The sequence below is a fragment of the Methanococcus voltae genome (genome assembly GCF_024807655.1).
In the GTDB taxonomy this organism is placed as follows: Archaea; AGJL01; Methanococci; order Methanococcales; family Methanococcaceae; genus Methanococcus; species Methanococcus voltae_D.
This window is the reverse complement of the sequence record NZ_JANUCR010000003.1, coordinates 195,266-209,176: the sequence shown is the minus strand read 5'-3', so window position 1 is coordinate 209,176 and position 13,911 is coordinate 195,266. Positions and strand designations below refer to the sequence as shown.

The following is a 13,911-nucleotide window of genomic DNA, read 5'->3' as shown; positions in this document are numbered from 1 at the left end:
TTAGAATTTCACGTATTTATTGAATTCCCAATCTGTGACAGCAGTTCTGTATGAATCCCATTCTTGTGTTTTAATTTCAATGAACTTATTGAAGATGTGGTCTCCAAGTGCTTTTTTAAGTACTTTGTCTTGTTTTAATTCTTCAATAGCTTCGCATAAGTTTGATGGAACTGAAGCGATGTTTGCATCTCTTTTTTGTGCTTCTGACATTGCAAAGATGTTCTCTTCAACTGGTTCAGGTGCAATTAATTTCTTTCTCACACCGTCGAGACCTGCAGCTAACATAACTGTAAATGCTAAGTATGGGTTGCAAGTTGGGTCAGGAGCTCTGAATTCAACTCTTGTACCTTTTCCTCTTGCAGCTGGAACTCTAATAATGGAACTTCTGTTGCTGTTTGCCCACGCAATGTTTACAGGTGCTTCGTATCCAGGTACTAATCTCTTGTATGAGTTTACTGTTGGGTTTGTAATTGACACAAGTGATTTTGTATGTTCTAAGATACCGCCAATGTAGCTTAAACAGATATCGCTTAACTGGTATGGGTTGTTTTCATCATAGAATGATGGTTTACCGTCTAACCAGATACTTTGATTACAGTGCATACCGCTTCCGTTAATACCAAAGAATGGTTTAGGCATGAATGTAGCAACTGAACCGCTTTGTTTTGCGAGTGTTTTAATTGTAGTTTTAAATGTTACCACACTGTCCGCTGTTCTTACAGCGTTGTCGTATTTAAAGTCAACTTCGTGCTGACCATCTGCTACTTCGTGGTGGGAAGCTTCAACGTGGAAACCTAAGTTTTCCAACGCAAATACGATATTTCTTCTTAAATCGTTTCCTTCGTCAACAGGTTCTAAATCAAAGTATCCTGCATTGTCTCCTGGAACCCATTTGCCATTCTCGTTTTTTAAGATAAAGAATTCTGGTTCTGGACCTACAAAGTACTCCCCTTTGAATTCTTCTTTAAATTCTCCTAAAACTCTTTTCAAGCAACCTCTTGGGTCTCCTTCGAATGGTTTTCCGTTTTTCCTGTATACATCACAGATTATTCTTGCAACTGATTTTTCAGATGGTCTCCAAGGTAAAACTGATAATGTTGATAAGTCAGGTTTTAAAACCATATCTGAATCTTCAATTTCCACAAATCCTTCAATTGATGAACCATCAAAGAAAAGACCGTTTTCTAAAACGCCCAATAATTCTTCTTCGCCGTCTGCTGTTCCTAATTTTACAGGGTATGCTATGTTTTTAGGTTCTCCGTGTATGTCTACAAATTGAAATCTTAAAAATTTCACGTTGTTTATTTTGATGTACTCCAATGCCATCTCAAGTGAAGTCATACTTTGCCTCCCGTTGCATATCTCGTTTTTTTATTTTATATTAATTATTATTTTATATTAATTATTAGTTTATAATATTATTTAGTTTATTAGTGGTTAATTAGTACTTATGATATTTAATTCTATCGGAAATATATTTCCGATACACTATATATAACTTACGTCGTAATTTTGTTTTTCACAAATAATATTTTGTTATTTTACTTATAATTAATAATTTATAATTTATATCTTATAATTTATAATTAATAATAATGACAAATATACAATACATATAAATAATATAATAACTTAAAAACAAGTGTTAAATAATCACTTCTTAAAAATAACAATAAATACTAATACATAACAACATATGACAATAAATAACGAATAAAACGGGATAAAAGGGATATTATGAGTTTAAATTATTACGAGTATTTAAAAAAAGTACGGGAAATAAATCCATTGGTTCAAAGTATTACAAATTACGTAGTTATGAACTCCACAGCTAACGCATTACTTGCATTAGGTGCTTCTCCAGTAATGGCACACGCAAAAGATGAATTAGATGAAATGGTTGCGATAGCCAGTAGTTTAGTTATAAACATTGGTACACTCGACGAATATTGGATACCATCTATGAAAAAAGCCGTAAAAATTGCTACTGAATTAGATAAGCCAATAATTATTGACCCAGTAGGTGCAGGAGCTACAAAATTAAGAACAAATCTTGCACTCGAATTATTAGATATGGGCAATATTACAACCCTTAGGGGTAATTTTGGAGAAATAACCGCACTTTTGGGAGAACACGGTAAAACAAGAGGTGTAGATAGTGCAGAATGTGATTCAAAAGAAGCACTTGAAACTTGTTTAAATGCTTCAAAAGAGTTTAATACTACTGTTGCAATCACCGGAAAAATTGATTATGTTGCGAATAAAGCAAATAATGAGTATTTTGCAGTTAAAAACGGTCATGAAATGTTGGGAAGGATTACCGGAACAGGTTGTGCAAGCACTTGTGTAATCGGCGCATTTTTAACCGTTGAAAGAACTCCAAAAGCTGTTGCTTCAGCTTTATCAACATACGGATTATGTGCTGAAAAAGCATATTCTGAAGCTCCGTATCCTGGTAGTTTTAACGTAAAAATGTACGATTGGCTTTATTTGACGAATGAAGACGTATTAAAAACAGGTATGAAAATTGAACATCATAAAATCTAAAATCTAAAATCTAAAATATTAAAATATTAAAATATCTATGATATATGGAATACTATAATTTACAATTTTTATTTTTTATTTTATTTTATTTTTATTATTACTTTACAGTAAATTATATATACTTAAAATACCATTTATCTTAAAAGAGTAATTAATTTCATATTTTGAGAATTACAATTCCATCTTTGTGATATTTAATTAAATAAATATTTTTAAAATGGTTAAAATTAACTATATATAAAATAAGGTTTAAAATAGATTATTAATATCAGTTAATATGGTGTTGAATATTAATAAAATAACTATGTGCAACTATGAGATTTGATAAAAAACTAAAATTATATGTGATAACAGATAGTCGTTTTGGTAAAGAAGTAGAGCAAGTTAAACAAGCGTTAGAAGGAGGCGCTACTTCGATACAATTGCGATTAAAAGATGTATCTACAAGGCATTTTTTAGATACTGCTAAAGATTTAAGAAAGTTGACAAGAGATTATGATGCTCTCTTTTTTGTAAACGACAGGTTAGATATTGCAATGGCTTCTGACGCTGACGGTATACACGTTGGTATGGATGATATGCCTGTAGAATATGTAAAAGAGATGGCACCAGAGTTAATAATAGGTTCTTCCGCATATAATCTTGAGGAAGCTAATTACGGGATAAATGCAGGTGCTGATTATTTAGGCGTAGGTGCAGTTTATTCAACAAATACCAAGTTAGATGCTCGTTATTTGGGTGTCGAAGGATTGAAAAACATTTCAAAATCAGTTAATATTCCAATTGTGGCGATTGGTGGTATTAATCATCAAAATTGTGAAGATGTGCTTAATTGCGATATTCAAGGACTTGCAGTGATTTCCGCAATTTTAAACTCCAATAATATTGTAAATTCTTCAAAAGAAATGAGAAATATAATTGATAAATATATTTAAATGATAAAGATATTCAAATAAAAAATATATCTTCTTTAAAAATAGTATTTAAAACATTATTTCCTAAATATATGTATATTATGTATATTATGTATATTACGTATATTACGTATATATGTAAATTCACAAAAAATCGAATTTGATACCTCGAGGTAATCGTTCATGTTTGAAAGTGCTTTGTTTGAAACTATAGCAGGAGTTGTCGGAGGTCTTGCCTTATTTTTGTACGGTATGACTTTAATGGGCAATGGTCTTCAAAAGGTTGCTGGAGACCGACTTAAAAAAATGATAGAAGTACTTACCAAAAATAAGTATATGGGCGTTTTAGTGGGTGCTGTAGTTACTATGATTATTCAAAGTAGTAGTGCTACCACCGTTATGGTTGTTGGTTTTGTTAACGCTTCATTAATGACTCTTTACCAAGCTATCGGTGTTATTATGGGTGCAAATATTGGTACTACCGTAACTGCCCAATTAGTGGCATTTAAATTAACACACGTAGCTCCTTTAATTGTAGCTTCAGGGGTTGCATTATATCTTGCTTCAAAGAAAAGAAAGCACTTAGATACTGCGGAAGTTTTAATCGGTTTTGGTATACTGTTCTTAGGTATGGCAATGATGTCAGCAGTTTTAAAACCTTTAGCGGGTACTCCTGCATTTGAAGAAATGTTAATGGGCTTAGAAAATCCATTTTTAGGTATTTTTGTAGGTTTTATCATTACGGTAATTCTTCAAAGTAGTAGTGCAACAACAGGTTTGCTTTTAGCAGTTGCAGCTTCAGGTGGTATGAGCTTAGAAGTCGCATTCCCGATAATTTTCGGTCAAAACATTGGTACTTGTGTTACAGCAATCCTTTCTAGTATTGGGGCAAGTAGAAACGCTAAAAGAGCGGCAATTATGCACTTGTTGTTTAATTTAATAGGTACTTCAATATTTATGATTTTAATCTACATTACGCCGATTATAACCATTATACAAAGTTTAAGTTCTACAGACATACAAAGACAAATCGCAAACGCTCACACGTTATTTAACGTTGCAAACACATTAATGTTGTTGCCTTTTGCAGGCTATTTCGTATATGTTGCTGAAAAGATACTCCCAATACAAGAAGATGAGAGAGAAATGAAGCCAATGAAGTATGTAGATAAACGTATCGTTGAGGAAACACCTTCTATCGGTTTACTTTTGATTTCTAAGGAAGTTCTTAGAATGGGTAAAACTGTTGGTAGTAATATCGATTATGCAATGGAAGCGTTAATGAATAAGGATGAGAAATTAGTCGAAAAAGTGAGAAGAAAGGAAAAAGTAATCGATTATATGGCTCACGAATTAACTGTTAACCTCATAGAATTATCAAATAAGAGTTTATCAGACGAACAGCACGCTAAAATTTCAGTCCTTACAAGTACAGTTACCGATTTGGAAAGAATCGGAGACATTGCAGAGGAAATTGCTGAAAAAGCTCAGTATATGATTGATGAAAACCTTTCATTTAGTGAAGATGCTGTTAAGGATTTAAATGAAATGTACGATATGATAGTATCAACCTATGCAAGGACTATGGATGCATACAAATCTACCCGTTTAGAGGTAATTGAGGAAGTAATCTATTTAGAAAACGAAGTGGATAAATTAGAAAAATCATACCGTAAAAAACATATTAAAAGGCTTAAATTAAAACAGTGCAGTCCTAAAGCAGGAATTGTATTTTTAGATGTAATCAGCTACTTTGAAAGAATTTCAGACCACTCTTCAAACATTGCTAAATCAGTTAGGGAAGCAGTACACGGAAATTAATAAAAATAACAATAAAAAATAACAATAAAAAATAAAGAATAATAAATATAAAATAAAAAAATAAAGAATAATAAATATAAAATAAAATAAATAATTAATAAAAATAACATATTTCTTTTTTAATTATTTAATATCAATTTTTCATCGCCAATAGGGACGTAATTATTATTTTCAAATTTAATAAATTCTTCCCATTTTTCTTTACAACAATCATATTGTCCATTTTCATAATCCAAAAGTTCAATATCTTGTGTAATTGTGAAATCACCTAAAATTTCCTTAATTTTTGAATTACATTCACAATCTAATATATTATGAGCTCCTCTTTTTGAAGGTATACCTGATGTATCACACATTACCAAAGCTTCAGGATGTGCTTTCTTTACATCTTTTACTATTTTCAAGAGACTTAACAAATATGGCGGTCTGTACTGGTTCTTTTTCCATAACATTTCAATAATTGTCCCTTTATGAATTGAAGCTGGACAGAATGAAATTCTACTACTACCTAATTCAATACATTTGTTTGCTGAAGCTATCGCATCGTTTATTGCATCTTGCTCTGTAATAAAAGGCGGTTTTATTAAAATATAGCATTTCATACCTACATTGTATTTTTTAGCCACTTCAAAAGCTTTATAGATTGTTTCAGTTGCAACACCTTTATGTATCGCTATATTCCTTATTTGTTCGTTAAATGACTCGATACCGACACCTATCTCGATATTTATGTCTTTAAGATTGTCTCTTATAAATTTCATATCTTCATCATTTATAAATTCAGCACGTGATTCAATAGCTACTTCTTTTATATTATAACCCATTTCCCTCAATTCATAAATTTTACTAAAGATGTATTTTTGAGCATCCTTTGTAATCTCGAACTCATCTAAAAAGCTTCCTGACGTAAACATCTTAATTGAAAACCCTTTTTTGAATTTTTTGTTAAGTGATTTGATGTTTTCAGCTTTTTCTTCATCAGTTGCATCTTCCTTAATATTTAAATTTCTTTCAAGAGCTTTTGTAAATTGATTTATTATATTTTCCGTGGTTATTTCGACAGGTGAGGCGTCCATTAAATAACTGCACATTGTACAGCCACCGCTCACGTAAGCCCATTTACACCCTTTTGTTCGCAAGATAATTGTAAAACTGTTTCCCATCGTTTGGTCTACAAATATATCGTCTTGTATCCACGTTGCAATTGCTCTATCAGGGTCTACTTCTCTTCTTTTTCTTAATTGTCTTGCCCTATTTTCTTTTAAAAATTTTTCCATTTCTTCAATATTAATAAATTTCATCATTTTACCCTATTGCTGTTTTACTTTTTATTTTTATTTTTTTAATTATTATAATTTATTATTATTATTAATTTTTTAAGTTTTAAAGTCTTAAATATCCCATATTATAATAAACTACACTTCCATCAGCATCTAATATTGCTACAATAAGCTGTTTCTTAACAGAATGTGCAACTCTTACAAATCCAGTCATTTCCGAAAGTTCGCAAGGCATTTCTTCGGTAAACACTTTTACAAGATATTTTGAGTGTATTTCATCAATGTTGTTTCTTTCATAGAGTCTAAAGTCTGAACCGTATTTTAAACCAGTTCTAACAGTATAACCTCTTGTCCTCAAATCCCTGTATACAAGATATTTAGAGCATAATTTAGGATTTATTTCATTTACAAGTTCAAATAATTCCTCAAAATCAATTTTTGTATATCCATCTTTTTTATTTCCTTTTGATACGACTATCCATTCTTTATATGTAAGATATAATCCTTCTACGAGTGATAGTGATAAAAAATTGTCGTGCAATTCTCCGTATCGTTTTTCATTTAATCTTGAAATTGCGTTCCTATCGTGTACTAAAATCCTATCATCTACTAATTTTGCTGATGAGGTTTTTTTAACCTTTTTTTTCGCCATGTTATCACGTGTTTTATTAATTTTTATAACATATTTAAATTGATTATTTGATTATTCTTTTTATAAAAATAATATTTTATTATATTGTTATATACACATTGTAAAATTATTTAAAGTATGAAACAGTATTATTAATCTAAATTAGTATTATATAGTATATATTCTTAGTTATTATTGAAATCATCGAAATTATTGAAATCGTTGATTATTAATCCACAAAGATAAAAATAATCTATATAATAATTATAATCATCACGAAAATATTATGAAAATATTATGAAGGCTATATTATGAAAGTTTTAATTATAGGAACTGGTGCAGCAGGCTTAACAACTGCATCTACAATTAGGAAATACAATTCAGACATTGAAATAACCGTATTAACGCAGGAAAACTATATCGCATACTCCCCTTGTGCAATACCATACGTAATTGGCAAAGAGATTAAAGACTTTGAATCAATCGTTATGCACGGTCCGGAAGATTATGCAAAGAAAAACGTAGAAATTCTCATTAATTCTGAAGTAGTTGACATAAATGCTGATAAAAAAACAGTTATTTACAAAAAAATAAATAATAATAAAGATAGTAATAAAGATAATAATGAAAATTCCGAAGAAGAAACCACGGAAATAAAATACGATAAATTAGTTCTTGCAACCGGTGGAACTCCATTTATACCACCAATTGACGGTGTAAACTCTAAAGGTGTATTTAAAGTAAGAACAATCCAAGATGGAATGGATATTCAAAATTATATCAATGAAAACGGCGTTAAAAAGGTTGTGGTGGCTGGTGCTGGTGCTATCGGTATGGAAATGGCGTACTGTTTAAAAGAAATCGGTATCGATACAACAGTTATAGAAATGGTTCCTCAAATATTCCCAAGAGCATTAGACCCAGATATGGCAAAAATCGTTCAGGATTATCTTGAAGAGGAAAACGCTTCCGAGGATGCTAAATTAAATATCATACTCGAAAAACCAGTCGGTAAAATCGTAGCAGACAAAAATGGCGCTGTTTGTGGTGTAATGGTTGGCGAAGATACAATCGAAGCACAAATGGTAATTATGTCAACCGGTGTAAGGTCAAATATTGCACTTGCTCAAAAAGCAGGCTGTGAAATTGGCAGATGGGCAGTTTTAACAAACGAACTTATGGAAACAAGTGTTAAAAACGTCTATGCAGTAGGGGACTGTGTGGAAGTAATTGATGCTATAACCGATGGGCAAACACTTTCACCATTTGGTACTACCGCAGTTAGGCAAGCTAAAGTCGTTGGTAAAAATATCGCAGGTATGAAAAACGCACCAGTTTCAAAACCAGTTTTAAACAGTAATGTAACTAAAATCGGTAAGTTAGAAATTGCAGGAACTGGTATGTCTGAAATCGGGGCAAATATGAATGATATTGAAGTAATTACAACAATTACAAAGTCAGCATCTCGAGCAAGGTACTACCCCGGTGGAAAACCAATATATATTAAATTAATCGTTAAAAAATATGATAACAGAGTAATTGGTTGTCAGGCAATCGGTGAAGAACGTGTCGCTGAAAGAGTCGATGCAATGTCTATTGCTATTAGTAAAGGTATAACTATCGAAGAATTGGCAAATATGGAATTTTCATACGCTCCACCAGTTTCTATGGTCGTAGACCCGTTATTCTTAGCAGCAGAGAATACTCTTGAAAAAATTAAAAATCAATAAACTCAATAAACTCGATATACTCAATAAAAACAAATAATTTATTTTCTATTTTTTAATTATTTTTTTAGTTTTTTATTATTTTTTATTATTTTTTATTCTTAATTTTTAGTTATTTTATTAATTAATGGACATATTAACGTTTTATTAAGCTAATTTTGGGTATTAAACGAATATATTAAATAAAAAACCATATGGAAAATTATATATACAATCTTTTAAAAAATATAATATGGTCTTAGGGGTACTGTATATATAGCAAAGGTGTAAAAAAATGGTTTTTGAAGATACATTTATAATAACTACTGCCAACCAAATTCCAGGGGTGGAGCTATACACATTAGGCATAGTTTCTGCTACTTCAAAAAATGCAAATGTTGACGAAATTATACAAGCTCTTGAAGTACTTGTAAAAGAGAAAGAAGGATTTGCATTAATCGGATTTACATTGGTATATACAGATAACGAATTGATGGGATACGGAACCGCTGTAAAAGCAGACGAAGGACAGTTCGTAATGGGTTAAGTATTGAGATAATAAATAATTAAATATATACTTTACATTTTTATTAAATAATGTTATATTGTATATTAATTGCATAATTTAATTTACATAAATTCATTAACACATTAGAAAATAGTTGAATTATGTTTAATAAAATATTATATTTTACATAAATTTAATTTTTATTTTTATTTATATTATTTATATTATTTATTTTATTTATATTATTTTTATTTTTAAATCACATTTTTAATTGGAAACTTTCATATGAGTAAATAATATATACTACATATTAGAATTATTAAATACTACATTTGATTTATTAATTGAGCAACTGTAAACATTTAAAATTATTTATCATTATGCAGATGGACCCATAATTTAATAAAATCCCAATTAAATTATCCTATGGTTAACTAAATTATATTACTTATTTTAATAATGCAATCTAATGAAATTACAAGGTAGAATGCTTAAATATCTACTATATAACGTTTTTGATATGAACTCAACTGATACCTATTTATATTTATACTTACATATGTGAGGATAGTACCCCACAAGACCACAAGACCACAAACTACAAAATACATATTTTGTGAAGGGTAGTTATGACAATATGTGAATGAACCATACTAATAAATTGCAATATGTAAGTAATATCTAAGTATTATGTAATTTATTTAACACAATCACAATGATATGTCAAATAAATATTGAATATTAACGGTATAACGTGTCTCTATTGGATACGTCCATTAAAATGTTAAATAATTGTTAAATAACTATTAAATAACTATTAAATATTTAATATTTAATATTTAATAATTAATAAATATATCCTAAAATAGTTATTATCTAAATTAAAAACGGTATTATTATATTTGGAGGTAGTATTATGGTTGATATGAACCCACCTGACAAAATGACTGATATTGCAGGAAATGCAGGACAAACAAAAGGTAATTTATCAATGGACCAGCTTCTTTTAAGAGGTATTATGGGCGGAGCCTATATTGCTATGGGCGGTGGACTTGCTACTGTTGTAGGTACTGGTATTGGTGCAGCAATGGGTGCAGGATTTGGTAAATTTATGGCAGCAGCTGTGTTCCCTGTTGGTTTGGTTTTAATCATCTTAACCGGTATGGAATTAGTTACTGGAGATATGATGCTCTTGCCAATTGCAATGTTCCAAAAGAAAACATCATTTTCAAAATTAATGAAAGTATGGATTTTTGTTTACCTCGGTAACTTAATTGGTTCATTATTATACGCATTCTTAATGGCTTACGGACCATTACAATCATTCGACAAAACAACCGGTGCAGCAACAGTTAACGCATTCGGCCAAAGCGCTATCGCAACAGCTGAAGCTAAGGTTTTACCTTATATGGCTGCAGGCGGTATGGGTTGGTTAGCAGCAATGCTTAAAGGTATCGGTTGTAACTGGTTAGTTAACTTAGCGGTAATTGGTTCAATGGCTGCTACAAGTATCCTCGGTAAGGTTATTATGATATGGTTCCCAATCATGGCCTTCGTTGCTACTGGATTTGAGCACTGTGTGGCTAACATGTACTTCATACCTGCTGGTATGATGTTAGGAGCTGGTGTTTCAGTAGCTGACTGGTGGATGTGGAATATTATTCCAGTAACCATTGGTAATATCTTAGGTGCAGTTATCTTTGTAGCTATGGTTTACCACTACGCATACAGCAAAAAAATCTAAGAATTTAATTACATCTAACAATCTAAAAATTTACAAATTTAACTAATTTAGTACTTATCCAAAATGATAATTCTAAATCTAATTAAATTTGATTACTAAAGAGTTATTAATTATCCCCAAATTATCTTTAATAATTAGATAATTAGATTTGGAAATGATAAAGATTATAGTTATTCATTAAATATTCATAATTACGGGTTGAATAAAAAAATAACTTAAGAATTAACTTAAAAATTAAGTTAAAATTATATATTACAGTATTTAATTAATAAATCTAAAATAAGCATATTTTAAATAATCATTTCCCAAAATATTCCTAATATATTCCCAAAAATATTCCCAAACAATATATTCTCGATATATCTCAAAATAGATTTTACGACGAAATGTAGAATCTTTACATTTTATTTATTTATAATTATTAATTACTTTTAATTGATAAATTGTATAAAATGTTGTAAATTATTTGTATAATTTTGTAAAATACGCCAATTTAAATATAATATACGAAAATACTTTAAAATAAACCTAATTTCAAATCTAAGGTGAAACTATGAATATAAGAGCAGGATTAAGTTTCAAAAATATTCTATATCACGCTAAAACTACACCCTCAGCTACAGCTTCTCTAATAATATGGACAATATTTTCTGTATGGGCAACTATACAGTCAAACAATCCCTGGCTATTCATAGTATGTATTCCATTCATCTTAGGTTTAACTTTAATTCCTTTGAAAGTTTCTAAAATGAATAGAAGTTTGTCAGACGATTTACTGCCACAATACATCGATTCGACAAAAGAATATAACATTTCAGAAATAACGAAGGAAAAAGTAAATGAAAAAGTAAAGTTGGTTGGAACGTTGGATAAAGTTATCTACGGGATATCTACAAAGCCAACTATACGTTTAAAAGATGAATCCGGGAAAATCTACGCTAATTTAATAGCTCCGATTCCTGAAGACATCAAAAAAGGCGACACTGTAGAATTGTATGGTGTAGTTGCCAAACATTATTATTTATTTGGGTTCATTGGTATTCCAAAAATGTGGAAGCCTAAGATATACGGTATTGGGTTAATTAAGCATTATTAATTAATTGGCCTAATTAGTAAATTAGTATACTCATCAAAAATAAACAAGACATATAGAAATATATTAATTAACTTTTCAAAATTTTTAATATCCTTATTATTGCTATCTTTTAGCAAAAAAGACATTGAACATTGATAAACCTCTCTAATATATAGTTTAAAGTATTATGTAAAATCTCAAATTTTAAAATATATTCTTCAATATTTCAATTTTTTAATTTTTTAATTTTTTATTGTTCATTAACAATTCTATAAAAATTGAGTATAGGTGAAACTATCGGAGCAGAAGCCAAACCGAAAAAGAAATTAGCAGTAATAACTTGTATGGATACAAGACTCGTAAATTTCTTACCTGAAAAAATGGGTTTAGAAAGAGGCGACGCAAAAGTCATCAAAAACGCAGGTAATATTATTACAGACGATGTATTAAGGTCGTTAGTAGTTGCAATATACTGTTTAGATGTTGAAAAGATAGCTATCGTAGGTCATACCGACTGTGGAATGGCAGGAGCAGATATTGAAGAGATAAGAAAAGAAATGATTAAAAGAGGAGTAAATCCATACTTTACGCCAGACTTTGAAGCTTGGATGGGTAAAATGGATAACGAAGAAGAAAACGTGTTGAAAGGTGTCGAATTAATCAAAAATCACCCTGCAATTCCTAAAGATGTGGAAGTTGAAGGGCTTATGATTGACATTAACACTGGCGAGATTAAAAAGTTAATTTAATTAAATTAGTTGATTAATTTAGTTAATTTAGTTAATTTCAGTAAATCCAATTAAATTCCATTATAAACTTGAGAAGAGCTTTTTAAGAACTTAAAAAACATTAAATAATTTTTTAATAATCAGTATTTAAAATTAAATATTTAAAATCGGATATTTCAAATGAATTTGTGTTAATTTTGAAATCTGGATGATGCAGTATAATGACTCGTTATGCTTGCGGACACCTTTTAAAATTAACATAGAGTCAAAGTAAATTTACTAAATAGTTATTCGTTAATTGATTATAAGCTACCCATTAGTTTAGTTTATGAGAAGTTGCGTAGTCCTATTTAATGTCTAAATTAGCATAAACATAACGAGCCTAACAATGTATGTGTTAATCACAAAGATGTTAAAATATTAAACTATTTAATACAGTTAAAATAATAACATATTCAAAAATTTAGTAAATTCAAAAGATTTGTAAAATATCAAATCTAAAAATATGTAAAAATATTCAAAAATTTAATTTTACATAAAATAACCTGAAATTTTATGTAAAACGATAAGTCATTAAATACAAAGAAATCTTAAAAAATTTAAATACATTTCAAATACAACGAAACGTACATTTTGAAATATAAAAACAATCATTATGGGTAAATTATTGATTTATACATCCTGAATCATATAAATTAATAATTAATCTCATATTTTGTTTTATATTAAAAATAAATGTTAAATTATCAATTATCAATTATTTGTATTTGTGATATTATCGACAGTTTCATCACCAAATATTACATTAGATTTAGCTTATATAATCTAAAAATGATTTTTAATAACTATTTACATTAATTGTAATATTTATACTAAATATTTCCATTAAAATTATTTATTTATCAAATTTATCAATTTATCCTAAAGATGTTAGCGGTGGCATCTTTATTCAATAAT

At 29.4% G+C, this 13,911-nt stretch carries 11 protein-coding genes; 8 read left to right on the top strand and 3 right to left on the bottom strand.

Features of this window, described 5'->3' with window-relative positions:
- On the bottom strand, positions 1 to 1,341 hold the full coding sequence (gene glnA / locus J3E06_RS05125) for a type I glutamate--ammonia ligase (RefSeq protein WP_013180217.1): 1,341 nt from the start codon (positions 1,339 to 1,341) through the stop codon (positions 1 to 3).
- Positions 1,342 to 1,737: 396 nt separating this feature from the next.
- Between glnA and thiM the strand changes: the two genes are divergently transcribed.
- The 3 genes from thiM to J3E06_RS05110 all read left to right on the top strand — a co-directional run bounded on the left by thiM (position 1,738) and on the right by J3E06_RS05110 (position 5,282).
- Positions 1,738 to 2,547, top strand: coding sequence for a hydroxyethylthiazole kinase (gene thiM / locus J3E06_RS05120; RefSeq protein WP_013180216.1), 810 nt, complete (start codon positions 1,738 to 1,740; stop codon positions 2,545 to 2,547).
- Positions 2,548 to 2,861: 314 nt separating this feature from the next.
- On the top strand, positions 2,862 to 3,482 hold the full coding sequence (gene thiE, locus J3E06_RS05115) for a thiamine phosphate synthase (RefSeq protein ID WP_013180215.1): 621 nt from the start codon (positions 2,862 to 2,864) through the stop codon (positions 3,480 to 3,482).
- 162 nt (positions 3,483 to 3,644) lie between these two features.
- Positions 3,645 to 5,282 (top strand): Na/Pi cotransporter family protein, encoded by a 1,638-nt coding sequence (locus J3E06_RS05110; RefSeq protein WP_013180214.1) that lies wholly within the window; start codon positions 3,645 to 3,647, stop codon positions 5,280 to 5,282.
- A gap of 119 nt (positions 5,283 to 5,401) precedes the next feature.
- Here the strand turns inward: J3E06_RS05110 and J3E06_RS05105 are convergent, their stop codons facing one another.
- Both J3E06_RS05105 and endA read right to left on the bottom strand, forming a co-directional pair.
- Entirely contained in the window at positions 5,402 to 6,586 is a 1,185-nt protein-coding gene (locus J3E06_RS05105) for an archaeosine biosynthesis radical SAM protein RaSEA (RefSeq protein ID WP_013180213.1), read from the bottom strand.
- Positions 6,587 to 6,665: 79 nt separating this feature from the next.
- On the bottom strand, positions 6,666 to 7,214 hold the full coding sequence (gene endA / locus J3E06_RS05100) for a tRNA-intron lyase (RefSeq protein WP_013180212.1): 549 nt from the start codon (positions 7,212 to 7,214) through the stop codon (positions 6,666 to 6,668).
- A 290-nt stretch (positions 7,215 to 7,504) separates the two neighbouring features.
- Here endA and J3E06_RS05095 point away from each other — a divergent pair, with 290 nt between their 5' ends.
- The 5 genes from J3E06_RS05095 (at position 7,505) to J3E06_RS05075 (ending at position 12,975) form a co-directional block, all read left to right on the top strand.
- Positions 7,505 to 8,923 carry an NAD(P)/FAD-dependent oxidoreductase gene (locus J3E06_RS05095; RefSeq protein WP_013180211.1) on the top strand — a complete coding sequence of 473 codons (1,419 nt, stop codon included), beginning with the start codon at positions 7,505 to 7,507 and terminating at the stop codon, positions 8,921 to 8,923.
- Positions 8,924 to 9,194: 271 nt separating this feature from the next.
- Positions 9,195 to 9,446, top strand: a complete 252-nt coding sequence (locus tag J3E06_RS05090; RefSeq protein ID WP_013180210.1) for a selenium-binding protein — start codon at positions 9,195 to 9,197, stop codon at positions 9,444 to 9,446.
- A gap of 877 nt (positions 9,447 to 10,323) precedes the next feature.
- A complete protein-coding gene (locus tag J3E06_RS05085) occupies positions 10,324 to 11,151 on the top strand; it encodes a formate/nitrite transporter family protein (protein ID WP_013180209.1) in 828 nt (275 codons plus the stop codon).
- A 553-nt stretch (positions 11,152 to 11,704) separates the two neighbouring features.
- A complete protein-coding gene (locus J3E06_RS08515) occupies positions 11,705 to 12,247 on the top strand; it encodes a hypothetical protein (protein WP_013180208.1) in 543 nt (180 codons plus the stop codon).
- A 275-nt stretch (positions 12,248 to 12,522) separates the two neighbouring features.
- Entirely contained in the window at positions 12,523 to 12,975 is a 453-nt protein-coding gene (locus J3E06_RS05075; RefSeq protein WP_048187460.1) for a beta-class carbonic anhydrase, read from the top strand.
- The last annotated feature ends 936 nt before the right edge of the window (positions 12,976 to 13,911 follow it).